Origin of the sequence: Acidovorax sp. GW101-3H11 (genome assembly GCF_001633105.1) — a bacterium.
Lineage (GTDB): Bacteria > Pseudomonadota > Gammaproteobacteria > Burkholderiales > Burkholderiaceae_C > Acidovorax.
In genome coordinates this window covers 1,216,067-1,242,195 of the sequence record NZ_LUKZ01000009.1, presented here as the reverse complement: position 1 = coordinate 1,242,195, position 26,129 = coordinate 1,216,067, and the positions used below count along the sequence as shown (strand labels likewise).

The following is a 26,129-nucleotide window of genomic DNA, read 5'->3' as shown; positions in this document are numbered from 1 at the left end:
TGTATTGCCGCCCCGGAGGCGGCCACACCCTATGAGCAACCGCTTGTTCAAGGCCGTTGGCAGCTTGGCGCTCGCCACCGGGGCGCTGTCGCTGGCGGGCTGCAGCAGCACGACGGCCCCCGTGGCGGGCAGCGCGCCGCCCCACATCGACATCACCCTCATCGGCTTCAACGACCTGCATGGCAACCTGGAGCCGCCCCACATGGCGCACCGGGTGCAGGGGCCCACAGGCCCGGTGCTGGCACCTGCGGGGGGCATGGCCTACTTTGCCAGCGCCATGGCGGCCCTCAAGGCCCAGTCGCCGCACCATGCGGTGGTGTCGGCGGGGGACATGGTGGGCGCATCGCCGCTGGTGTCGTCGCTGTTCCTGGACGAGCCCACCATCGAGGCGGTCAACCGCATGCAGATCGACTTCAACGCGGTCGGCAACCACGAGTTTGACCGGGGCTGGCGCGAACTGCTGCGGCTGCAGCACGGGGGCTGCGAAAAGTTCACCTCGCGCGAGCCCTGCCGCATCAGCAAGCCGTTCGAGGGCGCCCGATTTGGCCTGCTGGCGGCCAACACAGTGCGCGAAGACGGGCGCACCCTGCTGCCCGCCACGGGGCTCAAGCGGTTTACCGAAGGCGGCGTCACCGTCACCATGGGGTTCATCGGCCTCACGCTGCAGGCCACGCCCACCATGGTCAGCCCGTCGGGCGTGGCCGGGCTGCGGTTTGAGGACGAAGCGGCCACGGCCAATGCGCTGATTCCGCAGCTCAAGGCCCAGGGCGCCGATGTGATCGTGGTGGCCATCCACGAAGGTGGCGGCACCACGGCGGGCGTGCAGGAGACCAGCTGCGCAGGCCTGTCGGGCGACATCGTGCCCATCCTGGAGCGCCTGGACCCGGCCGTGGATGTGGTGGTCTCGGGCCACACGCACCAGGCCTATGTGTGCGACTACAGCCGCGTGAACCCCGCCAAGCCCTTTTTGCTGACCAGTGCAGGCCAGTACGGCACGCTGCTCACCGACATTCAGCTGCGCGTGGACACGCACACCCGCCGCGTGGTGCGCAAAACAGCGCGCAATGTGGTGGTGCAGGGCGAGGCCTTTACCGGTGCCCAGGGGCTGGTGCCCGTCACCACCGCCGTGCCTGCCTTCCCGGCAGACCCGGGGGTGCAGAAGATCATCGACACCTACCGCGCCGCCGCCATTCCACTGGCCCAGCGGCCGGTGGGGCAGGCCAAGGGCCCCATGCGGCGCCAGCCCAACACGGCGCTGGAGAGCGTTTTGGGCAACTTGGTGGCCGATGCCCAGCTGCTGGCCACGCGTTCGCCCGAAGAGGGGGGCGCGCGGCTGTCGTTCATGAACCCCGGCGGCCTGCGTGCCGACCTGGTGCCGGATGACCAAGGGCTGGTGCGGTATGGCCAGCTGTACGCGGTGCAGCCCTTCGGCAACCAGCTGGTAGTGAAGACCTTCACCGGTGCGCAGATCCGTGCGGTGCTGGAGCAGCAGTTCGCCAGCGGCGGCAACACGGTGCAGCGGCCCCGGGTGCTGTCGGTGTCCAGCGGCTTCAGCTACCGCTACGACCTGGGCCAGCCCGCCGGGGCGCGCATCAGCCAGATGGTGCTGAACGGTGCGCCATTGGCCGACGTGCAACCGGTGCGCGTGGTCATGAGCAGTTTTCTGGACAGCGGCGGGGACAACTTCACGGTGCTGACGCAAGGCCGGGACCGGCAGGTGGGCGCGCTGGACCTGGATGCGCTGGAGGCCTACTTCCGTCAGCAAAGCCCGGTGGCGCTGCCCGCCACGGACCGCATCACGCGCGTGGGCCGCTGAGGCGGGGCCGCGCTGCGGCCTGGGTGTGGGTCAGCTGCGGCGGCGCAGCGCACCCAGCCACTGCAGCGGGTTGAAGCCGGTGACCAGCCCGGTCGCGACCAGCACCAGCGCGCCGCCCCAGAGCATGCCCGGCCCCAGGGCCTCGCCCAGAAAGACATGGCCCCAGGCCACGCCAAACAGCGGGATCATGAAGGCCGAACTCATGGCCGCCACGGGCGAGACATGCTTGAGCACCCGCAGGTTGAGCCAATACGCCAGGCCCGATGTCACGATGCCCATCACCGCCACGGCCGCCAGCGCGCCCGGTGTGAAGCGCGCCTCGGGAAGGCTCCAGGCCGCTCCTGGCAGCAGCAGCACCAGGGCGGCGGCATGGATGCCTGCCGCAATCGACAGCGGGGACATGCGCTGGGTGGCGCGTTTCATCCAGGTAGTCGAGATGCCATAGCAGGCCGATGCCGTCACGCAGGCCGCCGCCGCCAGCAGCAGGGCGGGTGTGGGCTGTACGGGGCCCAGCTGCACGATGAGCGCCACGCCCGCAAAGCCGCAGAGGCAGCCCAGCCACTTGCGCATGCTCAGCGTGTCTTCCTTCATCCAGGCGGCGGCAATCACGCCAAACGGCACGGCCATGGTGTTGAGCAGCGAGCTGTAGCCCGCGGGCAAGTGCAAGGCCGCCCAGGCATAGAGCAAAAAGGGCAGGGCGACGGTGAGCGTGCCCAGCCCGAACAGCTCGCGCCAGTGGCGCCAGGGCCAGGACTCGTTGGCGACGCGCATGATGCCGATCAGCGTGAGCGTGGCCAGCCCGATGCGCAGGGCCGCCATCACGTTGGGGCCCAGCACGGGGCTGGCAATGCGGATGAAGAGGAACGAGGCGCCCCACAGGGCAGACAGCAGCACCAGCTGCAAAAAGTGGCGGGTTTTCACCGCAGCGATTGTCGGGCACGGGCGCGGGGCCTGCCGCATGGGTGGGTGAAAAATTTCAAGCTAAAAAGGCCGTTTGCGCGCGTCCAGTAAGCCCTTTAAGCTATTGTTTCAGGAGCATTGCGCCTTGTAGCCTTGGTGACAGCGCTGCTGGTTGCATCTGTCGGGAAGCCGTGGTGAGGTTTGATTGCTATTCTATTGATAGCTTTCGAGGCATGGTGGGTGCGCGGTAGGTGCCAAAAAGGCTTGAAGTCCATGCCCGGTGGGCCGGGTGGAGGTGGCCCCGTCGCCTGTCTTGGCGGTGACCTATTTACTTGCGCACTTCATCGACCATGGCGCGGAAGTCGTCGATGTCTTCGAAGCTTCGGTAGACGCTCGCAAAGCGGATGTAGGCCACCTTGTCGAGCTTCTTGAGTTCGCGCATCACAAGTTCGCCAATGCGGCCGGACAGCACTTCGCGCTGGCCCAGGTTGAGCAGCTTTTCTTCGATGCGCTCGATGGCGCTGTCGATCTGCTCCGTGCTCACCGGGCGCTTGCGCAGTGCCAGGCTGAACGAGCCGAGCAGCTTGCTGCGGTCGTATTCAATGCGCCGACCGTCTTTTTTGACGATGGCCGGGAAGTTCACTTCCGGCCGTTCGTACGTGGTGAAGCGCTTGTCGCACGCGCCGCACTGGCGGCGGCGGCGGATGAAGACCCCATCCTCAGACACCCGCGTTTCAACGACTTGCGTTTCGAGGTGGCTGCAGAAGGGGCACTTCATGGGCGCTCAGGACCGGCTTGCTTAGCGGTAGACCGGGAAACGAGCGGTCAGGGCGTTGACCTTGGCGCGCACGGCGGCGATGTTGGCTTCGTCGCGGGGGTTGTCCAGCACGTCGGCAATCAGGTTGGCCGTGATGCGGGCTTCTTCTTCCTTGAAGCCGCGCGTGGTCATGGCGGGGGTGCCAATGCGCACGCCGCTGGTCACCATCGGCTTTTCAGGGTCGTTGGGGATCGCGTTCTTGTTGATGGTCATGTGGGCAGCGCCCAGCACGGCCTCGGCTTCCTTGCCGGTGATGCCCTTGGCGCGCAGGTCCACCAGCATCACGTGGCTTTGGGTGCCGCCGGACACGATGCGCAGGCCACGTGCGGTCAGCGTCTCGGCCACGACCTTGGCGTTCTTGGCCACTTGCTCTTGGTAGGCCTTGAACTCGGGCTGCATCGCTTCCTTGAAGGCCACAGCCTTGGCCGCGATCACGTGCATCAGCGGGCCGCCTTGCAGGCCGGGGAAGATGGCGCTGTTGATGGCCTTCTCGTGCTCGGCCTTCATCAGGATGATGCCGCCACGGGGGCCGCGCAGGCTCTTGTGCGTGGTCGATGTCACCACGTCGGCGTGGGGCACGGGGTTGGGGTACACGCCGGCGGCGATCAGGCCTGCGTAGTGGGCCATGTCCACCATGAAGATCGCGCCAATTTCCTTGGCGATCTTGGCAAAGCGCTCGAAATCGATGTGCAGGCTGTAGGCCGAGGCACCAGCCACGATCAGTTTGGGCTTGTGCTCGCGGGCCTTGGCTTCCATTGCGTCGTAGTCAATGGCTTCGTTCTTGTCCAGACCGTAGCTGACCACGTTGAACCACTTGCCCGACATGTTCAGCGGCATGCCGTGCGTCAGGTGGCCGCCTTCGGCCAGGCTCATGCCCATGATGGTGTCGCCGGGCTTGAGGAAGGCCAGGAACACGGCCTCGTTGGCCGACGCGCCGCAGTGGGGTTGCACGTTGGCGGCATCGGCGCCGAAGATTTTCTTCACGCGGTCGATGGCCAGTTGCTCGGCCACGTCCACATGCTCGCAGCCACCGTAGTAGCGCTTGCCGGGGTAGCCTTCGGCGTACTTGTTGGTTAGCTGGGTGCCCTGCGCCCACATCACGGCGGGGGAGGCGTAGTTCTCGCTAGCGATCAGCTCGATGTGGTGCTCTTGCCGGGCGTTTTCAGCCTGGATGGCGGCAAAAACTTCGGGGTCGGTTTGTTCGACAAGAATGTTGCGGTCGTACATGGTTTGGCAGTCCTAAGAACTTGTGTCCCTTGAAACAAGGGCTGCCCAGGCGAACGGCTGAACGCAGCAGGTGGCCCCGTGCGGCACGCTTCCCAGTGGTTCACAAGGGGCGGGCCCTTGCCGGTTTCCACGTCAGCGGCAGAACCCTGAGAGGGTGCTGCGCCTATCGCCAGTCGCGTACTTCGCTAGTGTAGCCGACACGGTGGCGTGCACCTACCAGGTGCATCGCACAAATCTCCGGTGGGCCGTGGGATTCAAAGACCCGACAGCAGGGCCACCTTGTCGGCGTTGGCGGTGGGCGCTGCCGCAGGGGCGGCAGCCGGAATGCTCTGGGCAGGCGCCTGGGTAGACAGCGATGGGGGCGGGTTGAACGGCATGGCCCGGCCGTTGGCGACCTGGCGCAGGCGGAAATGCTCCGCCATCACCTTGGCCGCATAGCCGCCATCGTCGGCCATGTTGGCCGCGCCCACGTAGTAGCGCAGGCCACCCTCGACAGAGCCAGCACGTGCAATACATTCCTGCAGCACCTTGACGCCCACGCGCAGGTTGCTCACCGGGTCGAAGGCCGCAAAGTGGCCGCCGAAGCTCTGGTACTTGTCGGTGTGCACGCGGGTCATGACCTGCATGAGGCCCTGGGCGCCCACGGCGCTCTCGGCAAACGGGTTGAAGCTCGATTCGATGGCCATGATGGCCAGGATCAGCGTGGGGTCGATCTTGGCACGGGTGCCAATCTCGTAGGCCTCGGCCACCAGCACGCTGAGCGGCTCGGGCGCCACGCGGTACTTCTTGCTGAGCCAGAAAGCCACTGCGGCCTGCTCCTTGGGTAGGTCCTTCGGGTTGGCGGCCGTGGCGCGCTCGCTGGCTTCGGGCTCGATGGGCATGCCCAGCATTTCCACCTGGCGCGCCTGCAGCCAGCCCATGAGGCGCTCTTCGCCTGCCTGGCGCAGGTCGGGCCGTGCCGTGAGGGCAATGATGATGAAGGCAACGGCCAAGCCGATGAGGGCAAAGCTGTTGTGGGTGATTTCAAGAAAACCTTCGGTCACATCGGCCGCGAAGGTTCGCACGCCGGAGACTATTTTTCCTGACGCTGTCATAGCTCTTCCTTTCTGAGGCACAGCGGGAGCTCGGAGCAGTCGCTGGGACTGCACCTTCCCGGCAAGTCGCCTGGATTGGTACGCCATCAAGTCCGGGCTGCACGTCTGTGGAGTGCTTGTTGCCTGGTTTGACTTAGCCGGGTTCGGCAGCGGGTTGGGGTTTTTACTAGCCCGTTTTTGGGGCTGGCGGATTCTAGAAGCTCTCTAAATGCATAGTCAATACTAACAATCTGCATTGTTAGATGATTGAGTTATGAAAAATATGTAAAAAATCACAGTTTTTGGGCTCTTTGAGGGGCTCGAAGTCGTCTGGTGCGGGTGGTCGTTGTGACGCTCTCGTGTCAAATTCAATCGGCCGTCCGGCCGTCATTGAGAATCCGATTTGAGCCCGGCGGGCGACTTTGGTAAGGTGGAGGCGCCTGTAGATTTCAGGCATCGCCAGACGAAGCGAAATCTCCCTCCGAGGGCATTCAGTGCCAAGGTGCAGCAGATGCCGCTTCCAAGGCAACCCCTGGAGGCAATCCCTTGCCTCCTCGCCATGCGGACCTTCATCTCCGCATCGCGACCGATGGCAAAGACCGTTGTGTCAGCCGTCAAGCCCGGCGGGCAGGCCATGAGGCCCTGTCTGTCGGGCTTTCTTGTTTGTGCTTCGCCCTTGGGATCCTCTGCACAAATCACTGCGCCGTGTGCATCTGCGGTCTCGGGCGGTCTGCGGCGTTGCAAATACTCGCAATTGCTACGGCTATTGCTGCGTCAACTTTTCCAGTTCAGCGCCTTGCAGCCCATCCCGATCCGCAGCGCACACTTGGCCAGCTCGATTCGTGCAGAGGATCCCTTGGCGATTGGGCATTGGCGTCTATATATAGATAATGGGGGCTGTCCCTGGTGGGGCGACTGTTCGCCCGCAGTGGGGCGTGGCTCCCATAGAGGGGTGCAGCCTGTCGGCTGCCCGTCCAAGCCTTGTGCCAGATCACCTGTTGAAGGTTGGTGTGGTGCACGCAAAGGCGCCCGCTCAGAACCCGGTGAAAATAGCCCCTTTGTTGCCCGGCACGCATGCAGTGCGCTTGCCGTGGCAGGTCCTCTTTTGGCAATGCGCCAGGGTGTGCCTTCGTTATCCATTGGATCCATGTTTCCATTTTTTTCCCGCAGCAAAATGTCCGACGCACCTGAAGTGAATCCGGCCCCGGCCAAAACCCAAGAGCCGCATCCGCTCGACGCGCTGACCGGCGGCGCTTTTTCTGCCGCCACGTCTGGCGAGCGCGCCTCCCGCATCCGCGACTGGCTGGCCACCCAGCCCGCGCCCGAGCAGCTGCAGGAAGTCTTCAAGGAGCTGAGCGGCCGTGACAAGGGGGCCGCCCGTGCCGTGCGCGAGCGCCTGGATGAAATCCGCCGCGCCAAAGGGCAAGAAGCGATCGCCGCCGAATGGGCCGAGAAGGCCCAGGCGCTGCTGGCCGCCCCCAAGCTCAATATTGCAGACGCCCTGGCCTGGCAGCGCGATGCGGCCAAGGCCGGTGCGCCCTTGTCGCGTGAGCCGCTGTCGCTGCTCAAGGTGCAGATGGCTGACCGCGTGAAGGTCATCGAAGACCTGCAGCACCGCGTGCAGGTGCAGCGCGAAGCCGCCGTGCTGCTCGCACAACGCATTGAAGTGCTCTCGACCAAGCCCTGGCGCGATGCCCATGCGGCACTCGAACTGCTGCGCGCCGACGTTGCGCGCTGGCAAGAGCAGGCCCAGGAGCTGACGGGCGACGCCAGCTGGGTGAGCGTGGAAGCCCGTTTCCCTCCGCTGCTGGATGCCTCCCGCACCCAGTTGCTGGTGGTCTGGGAAGCCTTCCAGCCCGCCGTGGCCCAGGCGGCCGCTGCGGCTGAAGACGTTGCAGCGCCCCTGCCCCCCGTGCCTGTGTGGGCCGATGAGCTGCGTGCCGCGCGGGGCCTGCCTACCGAGGCGGCCGCCGCAGCGGCTGCAGCTAAACCCGCGCGTGCCCCCAAGCCCAAGGTGGCCCCTGAGGTGGTGGAAAAGGCTGCACAGGTGGTGCGCGAAGCCCTGGCAACGCTGGAAAAGGAAACGGCCGAAGGCCATGGCAAGGCCAGCGCTGGTGCCGCAGCCGCCCTGCGGGCCGTGCTCAAGGTGCATGGCAAACACATCGACAACGCGCTGGAGCAGCAGGTGCACACCGCACTGGTGGCTGCGGGCGAGCTGGAAGGCTGGCAGCGCTGGAGCGCCGACCAGGTGCGCGAAGACCTCGTCGCCAAGGCCGAGGCATTGCTCAATCGCCCCGAAGGGCAGGCCCTGGGTGGCCGCAAGATGCAGGAGACCCTGCGCAACCTGCGTGACCAATGGAAACAGGCAGACCAGGGCGGCGCCCCCAACCACGCCTTGTGGAAGAAATTTGACGAAGCCTGCAACGCCGCACACAAGGTTGTCGAGGCCTGGCTGGACAAGATCCGCACCGAAGCGGCTGAGCACAAGGCGCAGCGCCTGGCGCTGATCGAAGAGGTCAAGGCCTGGGCGCAAGCGCACGCCGCATCGACCGACTGGAAGGGCATGAACCGCGCTCTGTTCCAGTTTGGTGACCGCTGGCGCGAGGGTGGCCATGTGGGCGAAAAACTGTTTGCCGAACTGCAGCCGCAGTGGAAGCAGGCCATTGCCCTGGCCGCTGCGCCGCTGGAGGCTGCACAAAAAGACAGCCTGGCCCGTCGCCACGCCATGATCGATGAAGCGACGGCACTGGGCGCAGCGCCCATGCTGCGCATCGACGCGGTCAAGGCGCTGCAGCAACGCTGGCAAGCCGAGGCGCAGTCCGTGCCGCTGGACCGCAAGCACGAACAAAAGCTGTGGGATGCTTTCCGCAAGCCGATTGACGAGGCGTTCAATCGCAAGTCGGCCGACCGGGAAAAGGCGACCACCGAGCTGAGCGCACGCGACCGCGTGGTGCTGGACGCCTCCAAGGCCCTCGAAGCCGCCAATGCCACGGGCGATGCCCAGCAGATCCGTGCTGCCGTGCAAGCGCTGGAAGCCGCATTGCGTGGCCAGGCCCAGGCGGCCGAAGCAGTTGCTTCCGCTCAGAAGGCAGAGGCAGCACAAAGCGCAGCCGCACCTGCAGATCCGACCGGCGAGGGTGAGGCACCTGTGGCGGATGCCGAAGCGAGCGAGGCAACGGCCGATGGCGAAGCTGCTGCACCTGCTGCGGCCCCTGTGGCGCCCCCCAAGCCAGCCCGCCCCGTGGTGGCTGTGCGTGGCGACGACCGCCCCGGCATGAAAAAAGACGCACCAGCCGCCCCCGGCCGTGGTGCGCGCCCGGGCGACCGCCGCGATGGCCGTCCTGGCGACCGTGACGCGGGCCGTGGCCCGCGCACCGAAGGCCGTTTTGGTGACCGCAATGACCGTGGTGGTCGCATGGGCGAGCGTCCCGCTCACGAAGACCGTGGTCCCCGCCTGGGCGATGCGGCCTTCAGGGCGCAGCGCGACGCGATGGAGCACGCGCAGCTGGCACTGAAAAAGCTGGCAGCCCAGGCCCATGGTGAAACCCTGACCCAGTTGCTGGCCGCGTGGGACAAGCGTGACCCATCCCAGGTCCCGAGCGCTCAAGACCTGGGTGGCCGCGTGACGGCGCCCGTGCGCGCAGCCTGGGCCCAGGCGTTGTCCGCCGCGCCCCAGGGCGATGCCTCCGAAGCGTTGCTGCGCCTGGAAATGGCGGCCGAAGCCCCTACACCTGCAGAGTACATCGCTGCCCGGCGCATGCTGCAACTGCAACTGCTGACGCGCCGCAACGACCCGGCCCCGGCCCAGACCTGGGGTCAGGATGCTGCCCGCGTGCTGGCCAGTGCCAGCGACGCTGCCAGCGCCCGGCGTTTGCAGAACGTGCTGAAGACGCTGCTGCGCAAGCAGTAAATGAAGGTGCTGCTCGGGTGGCCCGAAAGGGCTCCCGGGCATGTGCCGCGTGTCCGTGCTGGCGAATGCGCAGATGCACGGATGTGCTCGGACGGGCGGTGTGGTGGTGATTGGCTGCGGCGGGATGTGTGCCGCAGAAATAAAAAATCCCCGGCATGCGGGGATTTTTTTTGCGTTTTCAAAGCGCTGAATGGCTCAGAAACTGTGCATATGGCGGAGAGGGCGGGATTCGAACCCGCGGTGGGGATTAGCCCACACACGCTTTCCAGGCGTGCGACTTAAACCGCTCATCCACCTCTCCGAAGCCCTCGATTATAGCCACAGGATTGCACCTATCTGGGCCGGTGGCGGGGTTGACGGTAAAAAAAGGTGCTTGCGCGTTGTCAGCCTGCCTTCTGCGACGCCTGCACCATCTTCATGGCCGAGCCGATCAGGGCCGACACCTCGGTCATGTTGCTGGGCACGATGAGCGTGGTGGTCGCGTCAGACGCTACCTGGCTGTAGGCGTCCACGGCCTTTTCTGCCACCTTGAGCTGCACGGCCTGCTCACCGCCGGGCTGGCGGATGGCGGTGGCCACGCGCTCGATGGCCTCTGCGGTGGCCTGGGCCACGGCGCGGATGGATTCGGCCTCGCCGATGGCCTTGTTGATGACGGCCTGCTTCTCCCCTTCGGAGCGGGCGATGAAGGCCTCGCGCTCGCCGGTGGCGATGTTGATCTGCTCTTGGCGGCGGCCTTCGGAGGCGGCGATCAGTGCGCGCTTTTCGCGCTCGGCAGTGATCTGGGCCTGCATGGCGTGCAGGATTTCCTTCGGCGGTGTGAGGTCCTTGATTTCGTAGCGCAGCACCTTCACGCCCCAGTTCAGCGCAGCCTCGTCGATGGCCTGCACGACCTGGGCGTTGATGATGTCGCGCTCCTCGAAGGTCTTGTCCAGCTCCAGCTTGCCGATCACGGAGCGCAGTGAGGTCTGGGCCAGCTGCGTGACGGCCATGATGTAGTTGCTGGAGCCATAGCTGGCGCGCATGGGGTCGGTGACCTGGAAGTACAGGATGCCGTCCACTTGCAGCTGCGTGTTGTCGCGTGTGATGCAGACCTGGCTGGGCACGTCGAGCGGGATTTCCTTGAGGCTGTGTTTGTAGGCCACCTTGTCGAAGAAGGGGATGATGACCTTCAAACCCGGGCCCAGCGTGCCGTGGTACTTGCCGAGCCTTTCGACAACCCAGGCGTTTTGCTGGGGAACCTGTTTGAAGCTGCGGATCACGACGACAATGACCACTATGGCGATGGCGTATGCGATGTAGATGCCGTCCATATCAAGCCTTTCGGGAGAGATTGCTGAAAAAGAGGGTTACAAAGGTTCTACCAGCAGGCGGTTGCCTACGAGCTCGACAACTTTGTGCATTCCGGTGGCAGGCGTCACGCCGGGCCGATGAATCGCGGTCCAGCTTGCGCCTCGGTATTTCACTTGGGTGGTGCCGTCAGAACTCCATTCGCTGATGAGAATGGTTTCCCCCACATCCAGGTTCACGCTGCGGTCGGCGCGGGCCGAGGGGTCTTCCGGTCGCTTCTTCTTGAAGTAGTACCAACCCACCACGGCAACACCGCCAACCGCTGCAGCCGCCACGATTTGCATTGCTGCCGAGAGTCCGATGTGGGCGGCCAACGCTGCAGCAACCAGCCCCAGCGCCACCATCAGCAGATAAAACGTCCCGGTAAGCAGCTCCGCAACGACCACGGCCCCCGCTGCCAGCCACCAGATGGTGGATGCCTCCATGCTGAACCTCCTTGGGTCGGTTGTGTTTAGTGCACCACATTCTGGGTCAAAAGGATGGCAGTTCAAAGGCGCGTCAACGTTATTCCTTACACTTCGCGCCTATTTCGTTTTTTGGCCGGGCAGGCCACGGCTCCTTGGAGGCTGCGCATGAAGTTTCGCTTTCCCATCATCATCATCGATGAAGACTATCGTTCCGAGAACACCTCGGGTCTGGGTATCCGCGCCCTGGCGCAGGCCATCGAGACTGAGGGTTTCGAGGTGGTTGGGGTCACCAGCTATGGGGATTTGTCCCAATTTGCGCAGCAGCAAAGCCGCGCCAGCGCTTTCATCCTGTCCATCGACGATGAAGAGTTCACCGTGGGCGAGGGGCTGGACCCGATCGTTCTGAGCCTGCGCAACTTCATCGGCGAGGTGCGCCGCAAGAACGCCGATGTGCCTATCTACGTGCACGGCGAGACCAAGACCAGCCGCCACCTGCCCAACGACATCCTGCGCGAGCTGCACGGCTTCATCCACATGTTCGAGGATACGCCCGAGTTCGTGGCGCGCCACATCATCCGCGAGGCCAAGAGCTACCTCGAAAGCGTGCAGCCGCCGTTCTTCAAGGCGCTGCTGGACTACGCTGAAGACGGCTCGTACAGCTGGCACTGCCCCGGCCATTCGGGCGGCGTGGCCTTCCTGAAAAGCCCCGTGGGCCAGATGTACCACCAGTTCTATGGCGAGAACATGCTGCGCGCCGACGTGTGCAACGCGGTGGAAGAACTGGGCCAGCTGCTGGACCACAACGGCGCCATTGGCGAATCGGAGCGCAACGCCGCGCGCATTTTCAATGCCGACCACTGCTTCTTCGTGACCAACGGCACCAGCACCTCCAACAAGATGGTGTGGCACCACACCGTGGCGCCGGGCGATGTGGTGGTGGTAGACCGCAACTGCCACAAGTCCATCCTGCACAGCATCATCATGACCGGGGCCATCCCCGTGTTCATGAAGCCCACGCGCAACCACTTCGGCATCATCGGCCCCATCCCTCAAAGCGAGTTCGAGCCCGCCGCCATCCAGGCCAAGATCAAGGCCAACCCGCTGCTCAAGGGCGTGGATGCCAAGAAGGTCAAGCCGCGCGTGCTCACGCTCACGCAGAGCACCTACGACGGCGTGCTCTACAACACCGAGACCATCAAGGGCATGCTCGATGGCTACGTGGACAACCTGCACTTTGACGAGGCCTGGCTGCCGCACGCGGCTTTCCACCCGTTCTACGGCAGCTACCACGCCATGGGCAAGAAGCGCACGCGCCCCAAGTATTCGGTGACGTATGCCACGCAGTCCATCCACAAGCTGCTGGCCGGCATCAGCCAGGCATCGCATGTGCTGGTGCAGGACTCGCAGACCGCCAAGCTCGACAGGCACCTCTTCAATGAGGCCTACCTGATGCACACGTCCACATCGCCGCAGTACAGCATCATCGCCAGCTGCGACGTGGCCGCCGCGATGATGGAGCCGCCCGGCGGCACCGCACTGGTGGAGGAAAGCCTGCTCGAAGCCCTGGACTTTCGCCGCGCCATGCGCCAGGTGGAAGAAGACTTCGGCAAGAACGACTGGTGGTTCAAGGTCTGGGGCCCCGACAAGTTGGTGGACGAGGGCCTGGGCCGCGCCGAGGACTGGATCATCCGCAGCGACGGCAAGGGCAAGAAGAACGGCAGCAAGTGGCACGGCTTTGGCCAGCTGGCCGATGGCTTCAACATGCTGGACCCGATCAAGTCCACCATCGTCACGCCGGGCCTGAACCTGGATGGCAAGTTCGACAAGACCGGCATTCCTGCGTCCATCGTGACCAAGTACCTCGCCGAGCATGGCGTGGTGGTGGAGAAGACGGGCCTGTACAGCTTCTTCATCATGTTCACCATCGGCATCACCAAGGGCCGCTGGAACACGCTGCTCACGGCGCTGCAGCAGTTCAAGGACGACTACGAGAAGAATCAGCCCATGTGGCGCATCCTTCCGGAGTTCTGCCAGCAGCACAAGCGCTACGAGCGCATGGGCCTGCGCGACCTCTGCCAGCATGTGCACGAGATGTACGCCAAGTACGACATCGCGCGCCTGACGACCGAGATGTACCTCTCGGACCTCACGCCCGCCATGAAGCCCTCGGACGCCTACGCGCACATTGCGCACCGCACGACCGAGCGCGTGGAGATCGACAACCTCGAAGGCCGCATCACCGTGGGCCTGGTCACGCCGTACCCACCGGGCATCCCGCTGCTGATCCCCGGCGAAGTGTTCAACAAGAAGATCGTGGACTACCTCAAGTTCGCGCGCGAGTTCGCCAAGCTGTGCCCGGGTTTCGAGACCGACATCCACGGCCTGGTGGAGGTGGAGGACGAGAGCGGCCAGGTGCGTTACTACGCCGACTGCGTCGCGGGCAAGCCCTGAGTCAGTTCACATCCCGCCCACAGTCCCACCACGGCCGGGGCCTGGTGGGGTGGGTGAAAGTTTGAGTCAAAAAGGCTGTCAGCGCGCGTCCATCAAGCGCTGGCAGCTATTTTTTTGATAGTTGAATCAGCGTGTGGCGGTTGTGGGAATCGTGGCAACAGGCCGGTCCAGCCGCACCCGCACAAAACTCGCAAAACGCGGCAGGCCGCCGTCGTGTGTGCCTCGGAAGCGATAAGTCACCCAGCTGCCGATGGGCGGAGGATCGGCGCGGTCGGCATCCGTCAGCCCCGCGCCCAGCCTGAAGCGCTGGCCCGAGGGCATCTCCACCAGCAGCGCGCCCAGCCGCCCGGCATGTTTGCCCTTGCCCGGCAGGTGGCCCACCACCAGGGCCTCGGTGTCTTCGTGGGTCTTGAGCTTGATGAGATCGTCGCTGCGGCCTGAACGGTACAGCGAACTGCCCTTGTGCAGCATCAGCCCCTCGCCGCCCGCGCGCACCGTGCGCTGCAGCAGGGCTTGCAGGGCGGCATCGGTGGCCACGCGCTGTTGCGGCACGGCCTGCACCCAAGGTTGGTGGATTTGCGCCACCAGGGCTTTCAGGGCGGGCAGGCGTTCATCAAACGGGCCGCCCTGGGTGGGCAGGTCAAACACCATGAAGCGCATCTGCCGCCAGGCCGCATCGTCTGGTTGCTGCTGGCGTGTGGTGGATTGGGCGTGCGCAAAACGTCCGCGCCCCGCCCACAGCTCGCCGTCCATGGGCGTGGCGGGCCAGCCTGCGGTGAACCAGGCGGGCGCGGCCACGGTTTCGCCACCCCGCGTGCGCAGCGTGTGGCCGTCCCAGTAGCCCCGCACGCCGTCGTACTTCTCGCTCACCCAGTAGTCGGCCAGCGGCATCCCGGGGCGGTACACATTGGCCAGCAGCAGGGCGGGGGCATCGGCTGCGTGCACCGCCATGGCGACAGGCAGCAGGCCCAGCATCCCCAGGCCCAGCCAATGCCTGCGGGTTAGTTTGCTATTGAAAATATAGCTGCTTGCGCATGATGGATGCGCGGTAGCAGCCATTTTGTTCAATATTTCGGTGTGGTCCGCAGGGTGTCCGGGGTGCGGTGCGCTCAGACCTGGTCGGCAGACAGGCCCGCCGTCTGGCTGAAGCCGCCATCCACGTAGGTGATCTCGGCGGTCATGCCCGAGGCCAGGTCGGACAGCAGGAAGGCCGCCACATTGCCCACGTCTTCAATCGTCACATTGCGGCGCAGGGGCGAGGCATCGGCCACGCGGGACAGCAGCTTGCCAAAGTCCTTGATGCCGCTGGCCGCCAGCGTCTTGATGGGGCCCGCGCTGATGCCGTTGGCGCGGATGCTGCGGCCGTCTGCAGTGCGGCCCACGGCCTCGGCCAGGTAGCGCACCGAGGCTTCGAGGCTGGCCTTGGCCAGGCCCATGGTGTTGTAGTTGGGGATGGAGCGCAGCGCACCCAAGTAGCTCAGGGTGATCAGCGACGACTTGTCGTTCAGGTAGGGCAGGGCGGCTTTGGCCATGGCCGGGAAGCTGTAGGCGCTGATGTCGTGCGCAATGCGGAAGCCTTCGCGGCTCAGGCCGTCGAGGAAGTTGCCCGCAATCGCCTCGCGCGGTGCAAAGCCGATGCTGTGCACAAAGCCGTCGAACTTCGGCCAGGTCTGCGACAGCTCGGCAAACATGCGCTCGATCTGCTCGTCGCTCGCCACGTCGCAGTCAAACACCAGCGTGGAGTTGAACTCGGCAGCAAAGTCGGTGATGCGGTCCTTGAAGCGCTCGCCCACGTAGCTGAACGCCAGCTCGGCGCCTTGTTCGTGGCAGGCCTTGGCGATGCCGTAGGCGATGGAGCGGTTGGACAAAACACCCGTGATGAGCAGCTTCTTGCCGGTCAGAAAACCCATGTTTGTTCTCCTTGTGGAATTGGGGGGAGGGCGCCCCGCTGGCGCGCTGCATGTGGTTATGCGCTACTCGCTGCGGTGGCCGATGAACGTAGTGCAGAATTGTCGCATGTGGCTTGTTGCAGTCTGTTCTCGCTGGGTCCGCGCGGTGTTGTGCGCTGTGTGTGGCATGGTTTTCGGCCCGGCTTCCTGGGCCGCACATGCCTATGCGCAGTTTGGTGATGTGAAGTACCCGCCGGGTTTTACCCATTTTGACTATGTCAATCCGAACGCTCCAAAGGGCGGAGAGATTCGTTTGGTCCCGCCGATTGCGGTCACCAATTTCGACAAGTTCAATCCGTTCACGCTGAAGGGAACGCCGCCTGCGGGGATGCTGGAGTTGGTTTTCGAGTCCCTGTTGATCGGTAATTCAGAGGAACCGTCCACAGGGTACGGCTTGCTCGCAGAAGACGTGGAGGTGGCGCCGGATGGTTTGTCGGCCACCTTTCGCATTCGCAAGGAAGCGCGATTCAGCGATGGGTCTGCAGTGATGGCCGCCGATGTGGTCCATTCTTTCAACACCCTGATGAGCAAGCAGGCATCGCCGCAGTTCAAGACGATCTTTGGGGATATCAAAGAGGTCCGGGCGCTGGCTGAGCGCTTGGTCAAATTTGAATTTGCCAGTTCCAATCGAGAACTGCCGCTTGTGGCTGGGAGTGTCCCGGTTTTCAGCCGGAAATGGGGGGCTGGAAAGCCCTTCGATGCAGTCATCACAGATGTGCCCATTGCCTCGGGGCCCTACCGGCCCTCCAGTGGGCAACTGGGGCGCGATATTACCTATGTTCGTGACAAGAATTACTGGGGTGCTTCCTTGCCGGTGCGCAAGGGTCTCTACAACTTTGATCGCATCACCTACAAACTCTATCTCGATGACACCAGCCGGTTTGAAGGGCTCAAAGCGGGTGAATATGACCTGAAGCGGGAGTTCGTTTCCAAAAACTGGGCGCGCCAATACAAGGGCAAGGCTTTTGACTCCGGCGCCGTCAAGAAGCAGGTGTTCGAGCACCGCAATCCTGGTGATTTCCAAGGCTACACATTCAACCTGCGCAATCCCAAGTTCAAGGACATTCGCGTTCGCAAGGCTATTGCGCTGACGATGGACTTCGAGTGGCTCAATCGCCAGATGTTTTATGGTTTGTACAAGCGGGTGGAGGGGTATTTCCCGAACAGTGACTTCCATGCGTCGGGGCTGCCAGGGCCTGCAGAAATGGCTTTGCTGGAGCCGCTGCGCGACAAGCTGAGCCCCGACGTGTTTGGCCCGGCCTTGCGATCACCCAGCACGCTGCCTCCATCCAGTTTGCGGGACAACCTGCGCCAGGCGAAACAGTTGTTGGCGGAGGCAGGCTGGGTCTACCGTGACGGAGCGCTGAGAAACGCCCAGGGCGATGCGTTCGAGATGGAGTACCTGAATGCACAGCCGTCCTCGGTGCGACTGGTCAGCCCCATGCAGATTGCTTTGAAAAAGCTGGGGATCAACCTGAAGATACGCAATGTGGACGGAGCCCTCTACCAGCAGCGGATGGATGAGTTCGAATTCGAGCTGGGCAGCCTTCGTATTCCAGGACGGACTTCCCCAGGCAGCGAGCTCTTTGAATACTTTGGCTCCAAGGCCGCCGCGACACCCGGCTCGGCCAACATGTGGGGCATTGCCGATCCAGCGGTGGACAGCCTGATTCGTTCGGTGCTTAGTGCACAGACCAAGGCGGATGTCTCTGCGGCGATGCGTGCGCTGGACCGTGTTTTGTCGCACGGCTACTACTCGATTCCGCAGTGGTACAGCGACGAGTTTTTTGTGGGCTACCGGCCCGCTGGTTTTGTCTTGCCCTCGACAATTCCGCCCTATTACCAGCCGGATTCTTGGGCTGCCGCCACGTGGTGGGCTTCGCCAACCAACCGCTAGGGTCACACTGCATGCTCAGCTACATACTCAAACGCATCTTGTTGATGGTGCCCACGCTGCTGGGGGTGCTGCTGCTGACCTTTGTGGTCATCCAGTTTGTACCCGGCGGGCCGGTGGAGCAACTGGTGTCGCAGTTGCAGGGGCGCTCTTCCGGTGGGGAGGGCGCTTCGCCGAGTGCAGGAGCGGGAGGGGATTACCGTGGCCGCCAAGGGTTGAGCCCGAAGCAACTGGAGGAAATCAAGGCGCTGTACGGGTTCGACAAGCCTGCGCATGAGCGCTTCGCGCAAATGCTTTGGTCGTTTGCGCGGTTTGACCTGGGGCAGAGTTTCTATCAACGAAAAGCCGTCTCTGACCTTGTGCGTGAAAAGCTCCCCGTTTCCATCAGCCTGGGCCTGTGGACCTTTTTCATCAGCTATCTGGTTGCCGTGCCTCTGGGCGTTGCCAAGGCGGTGCGGGCGGGGTCGCGGTTCGATCTGGTCACCACCTTGCTCATCCTGGTCGGCTACGCCATACCCGGCTTCGTGCTGGGTGTGGCGCTTTTGGTGATCTTCGGCGGGCAACTGCAGTGGTTTCCGCTTAGGGGGCTCACATCGGCCAACTGGGAGCAGCTGTCCTGGGGCGCGCGCATCGTGGACTACCTGTGGCACATCACGCTGCCGGTGATCGCCATGGTGCTGGGCAGTTTTGCCGTCACGGCCATGCTGACCAAAAACGCGTTCCTCGAAGAAATCCGCAAGCAGTATGTGCTCACGGCCCGTGCCAAAGGCTTGAGCGAGCGCCAGGTGCTGTGGAAGCATGTGTTCCGCAACGCGCTCATCCCCATCGTTACCGGCTTTCCGGCCGCGTTCATTGGCGCGTTCTTTGCGGGCTCGCTGCTCATCGAAACCCTGTTCTCGCTCGACGGCCTCGGCCTGCTCAGCTACGAGAGCGTGATCCGCCGCGACTACCCGGTGGTGCTGGGCACGCTGTATTTGTTCACGCTGATCGGGCTGGTGACCAAGCTCATCAGCGACCTTTGTTATGTGTGGGTGGACCCGCGCGTGAAGTTTGACTAGCCCGAACGCACCGATGGCCCCGATGAGTCCTGCTGCTGCCCCGATTTCACTCTCCCCATCCCGCCGCGCCTGGCTGCGTTTCAAGCGCAACCGGCTGGGGTACTGGAGCCTGCTCATTTTTTGCGCCCTGGTGCTGGTCAGCCTGTGCGCCGAGCTGGTCAGCAACGACAAGCCGCTGGTGGTGCGCTACGAGGGGCAGACCTACTTCCCCATGCTCAAGGACTACCCCGAAAAAACCTTCGGGGGCGACTTTGAAACCCCCACCGACTACCTCGACCCCTTCATCAAGGAGCGGCTGAGCACCGGCAGCAACTGGGCGCTGTACACCCTCAACCCCTATGGCCCCAACACGCTCAACTACTTTGCCAAGGCGCCCAACCCCTCGGCGCCCACGGCCGACAACTGGCTGGGCACGGACGACCGGGGGCGTGACCTGCTGGCGCAGCTGCTCTATGGCTTTCGGGTGAGTGTGCTGTTTGGCCTGGCGCTCACCGTCACCGGCGTGCTGCTGGGCGTTGTCACGGGGGCCATCCAGGGCTTCTTTGGTGGCAAGATCGACCTTGCGTTCCAGCGCTTCATCGAGATCTGGGGCTCCATGCCCGAGCTGTACCTGCTCATCATCTTCAGTGCGGTGTTTGCGCCCAGCATTTCGCTGCTGCTCATCTTGCTCAGCCTGTTTGGCTGGATGGGGCTGTCGGACTACGTGCGCGCCGAGTTCCTGCGCAACCGCCAACTGGACTATGTGAAGGCTGCGCGAGCCCTGGGGGTGGGCAACCTGCAGATCATCTGGCGCCATATCCTGCCCAACAGCCTGACGCCCGTGGTCACCTTCCTGCCGTTCCGCATGAGTGCGGCCATCCTTGCGCTCACCTCGCTCGACTTTCTGGGCCTGGGCGTGCCGCCTGGCACACCGTCGCTGGGCGAGCTGCTGAGCCAGGGCAAGAACAGCATCGACGCGTGGTGGATTTCGCTTTCGACCTTTGGCGTGCTGGTCACTACCCTTCTCTTGCTCACCTTCATGGGCGACGCACTGCGCGATGCGCTGGACCCCAGAAAGGCCGACCTGTGACCGTAATCTCATCGGCCAACAATCCACCCCTGCTGCAGGTGCAGGACCTGCATGTGCGCTTTGGCACCAAAGAGGTGGTGCGGGGTGTCAATCTCCACATTGCCGCTGGCGAGAAACTCGCGCTGGTGGGCGAGTCTGGCTCGGGCAAGACCATCACCGCCTTGAGCCTGCTGCGCCTGGCGGGCGATGCCGCCATCACCGGGCAGGCCCATCTTCAAGGCCGGGGCGACCTGCTGGCGCTGACCGAGCGCGAGATGCGCGGCGTGCGCGGCGACGACATCGCCATGGTGTTCCAGGAGCCCATGACGGCGCTCAACCCGCTGATGACGATTGGCGCGCAGATTGCCGAAATTTTGCAGCTCAAGCGCGGCCTCACGGGCGTGCAGTGCGCGCAGGCCACCATCGATCTGCTGGCGCAGACCGGAATCCCCGAGCCCGCGCGCCGGGCGGGCAGCTTTCCGCACCAGCTCAGCGGCGGCCAGCGCCAGCGCGCCATGATCGCCATGGCCCTGGCCAGCGCGCCCAAGCTGCTGTTGGCCGACGAGCCCACCACCGCGCTGGACGTGAGCCTGCGCGGGCAGATTCTGGATTTGCTGAGCGACCTGCAACGCCAGACCGGCATGGCCGTGCTGCTCATCACGCACGACCTGAACCTGGTGCGCCGCTTTGCCGACCGCGTGGCCGTGATGGAGCAGGGCGTGCTGGTAGAGCAAGGCCCGGTAGCCGAAGTATTCGGCGCGCCGCAACACGCCTACACCCGCCGCCTGATTGCCAGCCAGCCGCGCCGCGATGTGGCCCTGGCCGACCCGCCTGCTGGCACGGCGCCCGTGGTGCAGACGCAAGACCTGCGCGTGGTCTACCCCACGCCGCTGCCGGGCATCCAAGGCTGGTTCAAAAAGGGCGAGTTTGTGGCCGTGCAGGGCGCCACGCTGCAATTGCTGCCCGGCCAGACACTGGGCGTGGTGGGCGAATCCGGTTCGGGCAAGTCCACCCTGGCCCAGGCCATCCTGGGGCTGTTGCCCTCGACAGGACAACTGCAGGTGGGCGGCCAAGCCTGGCAGCAGCCCGCCATGCGCAACACGCCTGCCAACCAGCAGCTGCGCCGCCGGGTGCAGGTGGTGTTTCAGGACCCGTTCTCGTCCCTGTCGCCCCGCCTCACGGTCGAGGAGATCGTGGGCGAGGGACTCAAGGTACACGAGCCCACACTCACCGTGGCCGAGCGCCGCAGCCGTGTGGAAGCCATACTGGCCGAGGTGGGCCTGACCGAAGCGCAGTTTCCGCGCCTGCTGGCGCGCTACCCGCATGAGTTTTCGGGCGGCCAGCGCCAGCGCCTGGCGGTGGCGCGCGCACTCATCGTGCAGCCGCAGGTGCTGGTGCTCGACGAGCCCACCAGCGCGCTGGATGTGACCATCCAGCAGCAGGTGCTGGGCTTGCTGCAGCGCCTGCAAAAAGAAAAGGGCCTGAGCTATCTGCTCATCACCCACGACGTGGATGTGATCCGTGCCATGGCGCACGATGTGCTGGTCATGAAGGACGGCGCGGTGCTGGAAAGCGGCAGCGTGGTGGATGTGCTGGATGCCCCCCAGCACCCGTACACCCAGCGGCTGGTGGCTGCCGCCACAGTGCCTGGCGGATAATTTGAGAGTCAAATTGGCTGCTTGCGCCTGTCTGCTATGCGCGAGCTGCTATCAAATTTGATTATCCCCTGTTGCGCCAGAGGCTTGGCCTTTGGCCTCGATCCTGCAGGGGGGCCTGGTGCGTCGAGTGCCGATCAGGTCCTGACCGCCAGGCGCCGCGCATGTTGCTCCACGCCGGGCTGTGCCCACACGATCTTGCGCACATCCACCCCCAGGGCCTGTGCGCGCTCCATCAGGTGCTCGCGCACATGCCAGGGCAGGGTGGGGGTGCGTGACAGCACCCACACATAGTCGGTGCTGGAGCCCACCACCAGGGCCCACTGGTAGTTCTCGTCCAGCGCCACCACGTTGTAGCCGCCATAAAACGGTCCGAAGAACGACACCTTGAGGGCGGCGCGGTTGGGGCTGTCCACAAACTCGGCGCGGCCCTTCGCTTCCTTCCACTGCTTGCGCACAGGGTCATAGCCCCGGTTCACCACCTTGATGGTGTTGTCTGCGCTGCGGTTGTACGTGGCCGTGGCCTGCGTCAGGCCACGCTCAAAGGAGTTTTCGATGCGCGCCACCTCGTGCCAGTGCCCTGTGTAGCGGTCCACATCAAAACCTGTGACGGACTGCACGCCCTCGGGTGCGCGCGGTGTGGAGCAGGCCGACAGCACCAGCGCCCCCATCAACGCGGCTGCGCCCACGATCCAAGGCCAGGGGGCGCGGCGGGGCGTGGTGCAGATAGCGTGCATGGCGGTGTCTCCTGGGGGCTGTTGTTGTGTGTGGGGCGCTGGCTGCAGCGCTTGCCTGGCAACCGACTGTAGGTACGGCACATGCGGCACGGTGTAGGAAGGCGCTGGCGCGCGCTGTCGGCGGCGCGGCGCGCCGGGTGTCGCCATGCGCGCTGCCTGCGCCGCCTTGGCCTGCGCCCTTTGCGCGTTTCTGTGTGCAGGGGATGGTGACGGGGGTAGAGTGCAACTGGGCCTCGGGCGGCGGCGTTTCATGGCCTGTTCTGTGTGGCCGTTCTGCGATCAAGGAGCCTTGTGAACCATCCCTTTTCGTCCCCTGTGCCTGCCTCGTTCCCTTTGACCGAAGACGCTGTGGCTTCTGCAGATTCGATCGCGCCAACGCGGGCACCGGATCTGCCCGCCGACGACCCCGCTGTGCGCAGCTACCAACAGGCGCAGCGCCAGGCCTCGCCGGGCACATGGTGCAGTGGCCTGCACCTGGGGGCCGAGCAGGTGAGCTGGGCGGCGGGCACCGGCACCCCTGACCCCACTGTGAGGCTGCGCTTGCCGCTGGGCGGCGCACGCACGGCACGGCAGTTCTTTCGAGGCGCCATACCGGCCCCGCTGGAGCTGGAGAATGCGATTGCTGCGGTCGAGGATGAAGTGCACATCGCCCACCGCCAGTTGCAGGGCTTGCTGCCGCAGGGGCAAGTGTGGGCTCCGTGGTCTACCGACGCGGCGCTGCACGGGCTGGCAACCTTGGCAGGTGTGCCGCCCGGGCCGCAGCGGGTGCTGACGCTCGACGCCATGGAGCGCTTGTTCAACCGCCTGGCGGCTGTGTCTGAAGGCCGCCCCGCCGCGCACGAGGGCCTGCCGGAAGACCCCGCCTTTGCTGGCACGCTGCTCGTGTTGCGGGAGCTGATGCACCACCTGCCATTCGCATCCCTGGTGCTGGTGGACGGCACGCCCGGGGCATGAGTCCAACAGAGGCACGGGCTGGCGTGAAAGACGCCCCATGCCGCAGTGCGCGCCTGGTGCATGCGGCTGTTGAACCGGCTGTGCCAGTCCCAGCCTCTTTCCAGTCTGCTGGCTACTTGGCAGCCGCCTTGGCTGCTTGCGCCTTCTGCGTCTTGTTGTAGACCTCCATCACGGTCCCAAAGTCGCGTTCAAAGTTGATGGGCAGGAAGGTGTCGTTGCCGGGCAGAAGCTGCCGCAGCTTGGGCGAAAAGCTGTAGCTGAAGGAGCACTTCTTCACACGCGCCTGCACGTCGGGCGAGACATCCTTGCCCATCGTCCAGGTCTCGGTCATGAAGGGCGGGCTTTCCCACAGCGTGCGGATGCTGGAGCCCTTCACATCACCCTTCACCACCATGCGCTGGTACAGGTCACTGGCCACGGCAGCCGCCGGGTAGAAGCCGTGCATCACGCCCGTGACAGAGCGCTCATGGCCGTTGGAGAACACCACTTCGTAGTTCTGGTCTGGCATCAGTCCGATGGCGGGGAACAAGGCGCGCGGCGCCAGGTTGCCCGAATTGGAGGTGGGCGTGGTGTGCGCAATCTTCTTGCCCACCAAATCCTGCGGTTTGGTGAAGGGACTGTCTACGCGCGCGATGAGGATCAGCTTGTATGAATTGCGTTGCCCGCTGGCCTTGTTGCCCGGCACCCCGAACGGCGTGGGCTGGCCGGCAGCCACCAGTTGTGGCACCAGGCCGGGGTTGACCTGAGCCAGCTGTGCCTTGCCAGACACCAGGCTGTCGATGAGTTCTTTTTCTGCCAGCACGTCGATGTTGGTGCTCTTGTCCAGCGATTCGCCCTGCTGGTTCTGCAGATCGATGTTGCCGCAGCGTGCCAGGTGGTTGAAGTAGTCGCCCCACAGCAGCATGGTCTCGGCCTTGGCATAGGTCTTGGGCATGGCCACCACCAGCTTTTCGCGCGGGCTGCTGGCGAACTGGCTGGCGGCTTGCGCAGTGGCAGCAGGCTTGGCGGGGGCGGCGCGCTCTGTTTGTGCGGCCACTGGGCTCAGGGTCAGCGCTGCGCCAGACATCAGTGCATAAAAGCGGGTATCGAATCGCATGGTGAGGTCCCTCCGGGGTGTTGGCTTTGAGGGCAACACTGAACAAGTCCATCGCGCACCGCGCATCCCTGCTTGGGGCGGTCTGCCGCGTTGCAAATCCTCGCGATAGCTACGGCTATCGCTGTGGTTTGCGCCTTGCATCCCATCCCCAACCAGGGCGCGCGCCACCGCGAGGACTTGTTCAGTGTTGCCTTGGATCGGGCCGAGCCCGAGGGCCGAGAGTATGCAGGGGCTTTGGGTGATGATCGGGCACCCAGGCGACTGTGTGTGGGCTTTCTGCAAAGGCGCCCAGGCACTGGACAGTGTGTCAACCGGCTGCACGGCGCCCTGGACAGGGCCGCGAAGGACAGGCGCGGCACGGCCCGACACAATGCCATCACGCAACACCCTCAATACGCTCCTCATCCGTTCCAGTCCCATGTCGCAAAACACCCTCACGCTGCAGCTGTTCTTTGAAGACCCGATCAAGCTCAAGACCGCTCAGCTGGTCTACCAGTACCTGTGCGCAGACAACACCGAGCAGGCCCAGCGCTGGGCGGACAAGCTGGGCGCCCCCGGCCTGGAGGCGTTGTGGGACACAGAATGGTTCAACCAGTCGGTGGCTGCGGCGCCGTCGCACCTGGTGCTGCAGTTCGATACCGGCACCAGCAGCGACCTGCCCTTGCTGCAGATCGAAACCTTGTTCAGCCACGGCCTGCGGGCGGCGGTGCTGGAGGTCTTCTACGACCAGGTTGGCGAAACCGAGCGCATGCACTTCGACCGGGGCCAGTGGGTGTCGCGCCAGGCGTTCATGGACGCCAACCCGCAGTGGCGCGCCGTGGTCGAGCCCGCTCAGCAAGGCGGCGAAGACAGCGAGGGCGATGCCGACGACCGCTACGCCTGCTCCAAAGACCCCGCCAAGCCGCTGGCCGTGGCCAAGCTGCGCCAGCAGGAAGAAAAGCGCAAGCGCGAGGCCCAGGAGGCGGCCGAGGCGTTTGTGGAGATGGCGCGGGCCATGGGCAAAAGCGGCAAGTCGCCCGTGCAGGGCCTCATCGCCGTGCTGCTGTTGCGCGCCGGGCTCAAGGGGCTGGTGCATGCGGTGGCATTCACGGTCGTCACCGTGTTGCTGTTCAAAGGCTTCTGGCTGTGGATGGGCCTGGGGCTGGCGCTGGCCGTGGCGCTGCCGCTGTACTACATGGCCACCGAACACAAGGAGCTGCGCGGGGACGACGGAGACGATGACGCCGACCCGCCTGGCGACGGCGGCCCCGCCACAGTGGTGGCAGCGCAGTAAAAGAATCTCAGGAGAACAACAACATGCTGACGCAAATCGAATGGTGGGGTGGGGTGATCTTTGTGCTGGGGGCGCTCACCTACCGCATGGTCATGGGGGCGCTGGAGAGGCCGGTGGACGGCATCCCTTGGTACCGGCTCATGATGCACGCGTTCTTTCTGGCCCCGGCCGTGCTGCTGGCGGGCTACTTCTATCCGCTTACGCAGCCCGCGCTGCAATACGGCTACCTGGTGCTGTTGGCCGTCTCGCTGCTGGTGGTGGCCGTGATGCTGGTGCAGGAAATGACCGGCGATTCGGGCGAGGGCAAAGAAGAGGGGCGCAGCAAGGAACCCTTGAAGGAGGGCGCGACAGCCGAGGCTGAAGAGTACGAGGAGCCCGGTTGGCTGATGCCGGTGGTCGGCGCCATCGTGCTGTACAGCCCGGTGCTCACGGCCTGTGGCCTCGCCAGCTATAAAGCCTGGCCCATGGTGCAGCGCCTGGCGTAGTGCATCCGCAGTGCGCAGTGGGATGGCAGCGG

Annotated in this window: 20 protein-coding genes, 1 tRNA gene and 1 riboswitch; of the genes, 10 read left to right on the top strand and 11 right to left on the bottom strand. The window is 64.5% G+C overall.

Annotated features, from left to right (window positions below; genetic code table 11):
• Positions 1 to 31 precede the first annotated feature (31 nt).
• Positions 32 to 1,816 (top strand): bifunctional metallophosphatase/5'-nucleotidase, encoded by a 1,785-nt coding sequence (locus tag A1D30_RS11685; protein ID WP_063460774.1) that lies wholly within the window; start codon positions 32 to 34, stop codon positions 1,814 to 1,816.
• Positions 1,817 to 1,846: 30 nt separating this feature from the next.
• On the opposite strand, the gene A1D30_RS11680 is transcribed toward A1D30_RS11685, so the two are convergent.
• The 4 genes from A1D30_RS11680 to A1D30_RS11665 all read right to left on the bottom strand — a co-directional run bounded on the left by A1D30_RS11680 (position 1,847) and on the right by A1D30_RS11665 (position 5,854).
• Entirely contained in the window at positions 1,847 to 2,746 is a 900-nt protein-coding gene (locus tag A1D30_RS11680; RefSeq protein ID WP_109790943.1) for a DMT family transporter, read from the bottom strand.
• A gap of 298 nt (positions 2,747 to 3,044) precedes the next feature.
• Entirely contained in the window at positions 3,045 to 3,494 is a 450-nt protein-coding gene (gene nrdR / locus A1D30_RS11675) for a transcriptional regulator NrdR (RefSeq protein WP_063460772.1), read from the bottom strand.
• 21 nt (positions 3,495 to 3,515) lie between these two features.
• A complete protein-coding gene (gene glyA, locus A1D30_RS11670) occupies positions 3,516 to 4,760 on the bottom strand; it encodes a serine hydroxymethyltransferase (RefSeq protein WP_063460771.1) in 1,245 nt (414 codons plus the stop codon).
• Between the two features lie 36 nt (positions 4,761 to 4,796).
• A riboswitch (ZMP/ZTP riboswitch) is annotated at positions 4,797 to 4,947 on the bottom strand.
• Positions 4,948 to 5,014: 67 nt separating this feature from the next.
• Positions 5,015 to 5,854: a lytic transglycosylase domain-containing protein gene (locus A1D30_RS11665; RefSeq protein ID WP_063460770.1), complete on the bottom strand. Its 840-nt coding sequence runs from the start codon at positions 5,852 to 5,854 to the stop codon at positions 5,015 to 5,017.
• 1,126 nt (positions 5,855 to 6,980) lie between these two features.
• Between A1D30_RS11665 and A1D30_RS11660 the strand changes: the two genes are divergently transcribed.
• Complete coding sequence (locus tag A1D30_RS11660; protein ID WP_063460769.1) at positions 6,981 to 9,743, top strand: DUF349 domain-containing protein; 2,763 nt, start codon at positions 6,981 to 6,983, stop codon at positions 9,741 to 9,743.
• Between the two features lie 211 nt (positions 9,744 to 9,954).
• On the opposite strand, the gene A1D30_RS11655 is transcribed toward A1D30_RS11660, so the two are convergent.
• The 3 genes from A1D30_RS11655 to A1D30_RS11645 form a co-directional block, all read right to left on the bottom strand.
• Positions 9,955 to 10,044, bottom strand: a tRNA-Ser gene (locus A1D30_RS11655).
• A gap of 82 nt (positions 10,045 to 10,126) precedes the next feature.
• Positions 10,127 to 11,044: a stomatin-like protein gene (locus tag A1D30_RS11650; RefSeq protein ID WP_063460948.1), complete on the bottom strand. Its 918-nt coding sequence runs from the start codon at positions 11,042 to 11,044 to the stop codon at positions 10,127 to 10,129.
• Positions 11,045 to 11,089: 45 nt separating this feature from the next.
• Positions 11,090 to 11,515, bottom strand: coding sequence for an NfeD family protein (locus A1D30_RS11645; protein WP_063460768.1), 426 nt, complete (start codon positions 11,513 to 11,515; stop codon positions 11,090 to 11,092).
• A 147-nt stretch (positions 11,516 to 11,662) separates the two neighbouring features.
• Here A1D30_RS11645 and A1D30_RS11640 point away from each other — a divergent pair, with 147 nt between their 5' ends.
• Positions 11,663 to 13,948 (top strand): arginine/lysine/ornithine decarboxylase, encoded by a 2,286-nt coding sequence (locus tag A1D30_RS11640; RefSeq protein ID WP_063460767.1) that lies wholly within the window; start codon positions 11,663 to 11,665, stop codon positions 13,946 to 13,948.
• Positions 13,949 to 14,074: 126 nt separating this feature from the next.
• Here A1D30_RS11640 and A1D30_RS11635 read toward each other — a convergent pair whose 3' ends face one another.
• Together A1D30_RS11635 and fabI are read right to left on the bottom strand one after the other, a co-directional pair.
• Positions 14,075 to 14,923: a DNA ligase gene (locus tag A1D30_RS11635; protein WP_063460766.1), complete on the bottom strand. Its 849-nt coding sequence runs from the start codon at positions 14,921 to 14,923 to the stop codon at positions 14,075 to 14,077.
• Between the two features lie 134 nt (positions 14,924 to 15,057).
• A complete protein-coding gene (fabI, locus tag A1D30_RS11630; protein ID WP_063460765.1) occupies positions 15,058 to 15,858 on the bottom strand; it encodes an enoyl-ACP reductase FabI in 801 nt (266 codons plus the stop codon).
• Here fabI and A1D30_RS11625 point away from each other — a divergent pair.
• The 4 genes from A1D30_RS11625 to A1D30_RS11610 are packed head-to-tail and all read left to right on the top strand — an operon-like array spanning position 15,857 to position 21,555.
• Positions 15,857 to 17,794: an extracellular solute-binding protein gene (locus A1D30_RS11625; protein WP_242421859.1), complete on the top strand. Its 1,938-nt coding sequence runs from the start codon at positions 15,857 to 15,859 to the stop codon at positions 17,792 to 17,794. The genes fabI and A1D30_RS11625 overlap by 2 nt on opposite strands.
• An 11-nt stretch (positions 17,795 to 17,805) precedes the next feature.
• Positions 17,806 to 18,849: a microcin C ABC transporter permease YejB gene (gene yejB, locus A1D30_RS11620; protein ID WP_063460763.1), complete on the top strand. Its 1,044-nt coding sequence runs from the start codon at positions 17,806 to 17,808 to the stop codon at positions 18,847 to 18,849.
• Between the two features lie 13 nt (positions 18,850 to 18,862).
• Positions 18,863 to 19,918, top strand: coding sequence for an ABC transporter permease (locus A1D30_RS11615; protein WP_109790923.1), 1,056 nt, complete (start codon positions 18,863 to 18,865; stop codon positions 19,916 to 19,918).
• 5 nt (positions 19,919 to 19,923) lie between these two features.
• Positions 19,924 to 21,555 (top strand): dipeptide ABC transporter ATP-binding protein, encoded by a 1,632-nt coding sequence (locus A1D30_RS11610; RefSeq protein WP_242421873.1) that lies wholly within the window; start codon positions 19,924 to 19,926, stop codon positions 21,553 to 21,555.
• Positions 21,556 to 21,689: 134 nt separating this feature from the next.
• Here A1D30_RS11610 and A1D30_RS11605 read toward each other — a convergent pair whose 3' ends face one another.
• Positions 21,690 to 22,289, bottom strand: coding sequence for a lipocalin family protein (locus A1D30_RS11605; RefSeq protein WP_063460760.1), 600 nt, complete (start codon positions 22,287 to 22,289; stop codon positions 21,690 to 21,692).
• A gap of 291 nt (positions 22,290 to 22,580) precedes the next feature.
• Here A1D30_RS11605 and A1D30_RS11600 point away from each other — a divergent pair, with 291 nt between their 5' ends.
• A complete protein-coding gene (locus tag A1D30_RS11600; protein ID WP_242421858.1) occupies positions 22,581 to 23,243 on the top strand; it encodes a hypothetical protein in 663 nt (220 codons plus the stop codon).
• Positions 23,244 to 23,355: 112 nt separating this feature from the next.
• Here the strand turns inward: A1D30_RS11600 and A1D30_RS11595 are convergent, their stop codons facing one another.
• Positions 23,356 to 24,339, bottom strand: coding sequence for a PhnD/SsuA/transferrin family substrate-binding protein (locus tag A1D30_RS11595; RefSeq protein ID WP_063460759.1), 984 nt, complete (start codon positions 24,337 to 24,339; stop codon positions 23,356 to 23,358).
• Positions 24,340 to 24,757: 418 nt separating this feature from the next.
• Between A1D30_RS11595 and A1D30_RS11590 the strand changes: the two genes are divergently transcribed.
• Both A1D30_RS11590 and A1D30_RS11585 read left to right on the top strand, forming a co-directional pair.
• Complete coding sequence (locus tag A1D30_RS11590; protein ID WP_063460758.1) at positions 24,758 to 25,612, top strand: hypothetical protein; 855 nt, start codon at positions 24,758 to 24,760, stop codon at positions 25,610 to 25,612.
• A 23-nt stretch (positions 25,613 to 25,635) separates the two neighbouring features.
• Complete coding sequence (locus tag A1D30_RS11585) at positions 25,636 to 26,097, top strand: hypothetical protein (protein WP_063460757.1); 462 nt, start codon at positions 25,636 to 25,638, stop codon at positions 26,095 to 26,097.
• The last annotated feature ends 32 nt before the right edge of the window (positions 26,098 to 26,129 follow it).

Bases quoted from the DNA above. Each gene is read 5' to 3' on its own strand.
- A1D30_RS11685 (WP_063460774.1), top strand. From the start codon at position 32: ATGAGCAACCGCTTGTTCAAGGCCGTTGGCAGCTTGGCGCTCGCCACC.
- nrdR (WP_063460772.1), bottom strand. From the start codon at position 3,494: ATGAAGTGCCCCTTCTGCAGCCACCTCGAAACGCAAGTCGTTGAAACG.
- glyA (WP_063460771.1), bottom strand. From the start codon at position 4,760: ATGTACGACCGCAACATTCTTGTCGAACAAACCGACCCCGAAGTTTTT.
- A1D30_RS11665 (WP_063460770.1), bottom strand. From the start codon at position 5,854: ATGACAGCGTCAGGAAAAATAGTCTCCGGCGTGCGAACCTTCGCGGCC.
- A1D30_RS11660 (WP_063460769.1), top strand. From the start codon at position 6,981: ATGTTTCCATTTTTTTCCCGCAGCAAAATGTCCGACGCACCTGAAGTG.
- A1D30_RS11645 (WP_063460768.1), bottom strand. From the start codon at position 11,515: ATGGAGGCATCCACCATCTGGTGGCTGGCAGCGGGGGCCGTGGTCGTT.
- A1D30_RS11640 (WP_063460767.1), top strand. From the start codon at position 11,663: ATGAAGTTTCGCTTTCCCATCATCATCATCGATGAAGACTATCGTTCC.
- A1D30_RS11635 (WP_063460766.1), bottom strand. From the start codon at position 14,923: ATGCTGGGCCTGCTGCCTGTCGCCATGGCGGTGCACGCAGCCGATGCC.
- A1D30_RS11625 (WP_242421859.1), top strand. From the start codon at position 15,857: ATGTTTGTTCTCCTTGTGGAATTGGGGGGAGGGCGCCCCGCTGGCGCG.
- fabI (WP_063460765.1), bottom strand. From the start codon at position 15,858: ATGGGTTTTCTGACCGGCAAGAAGCTGCTCATCACGGGTGTTTTGTCC.
- yejB (WP_063460763.1), top strand. From the start codon at position 17,806: ATGCTCAGCTACATACTCAAACGCATCTTGTTGATGGTGCCCACGCTG.
- A1D30_RS11615 (WP_109790923.1), top strand. From the start codon at position 18,863: ATGGCCCCGATGAGTCCTGCTGCTGCCCCGATTTCACTCTCCCCATCC.
- A1D30_RS11605 (WP_063460760.1), bottom strand. From the start codon at position 22,289: ATGCACGCTATCTGCACCACGCCCCGCCGCGCCCCCTGGCCTTGGATC.
- A1D30_RS11595 (WP_063460759.1), bottom strand. From the start codon at position 24,339: ATGCGATTCGATACCCGCTTTTATGCACTGATGTCTGGCGCAGCGCTG.
- A1D30_RS11590 (WP_063460758.1), top strand. From the start codon at position 24,758: ATGTCGCAAAACACCCTCACGCTGCAGCTGTTCTTTGAAGACCCGATC.
- A1D30_RS11585 (WP_063460757.1), top strand. From the start codon at position 25,636: ATGCTGACGCAAATCGAATGGTGGGGTGGGGTGATCTTTGTGCTGGGG.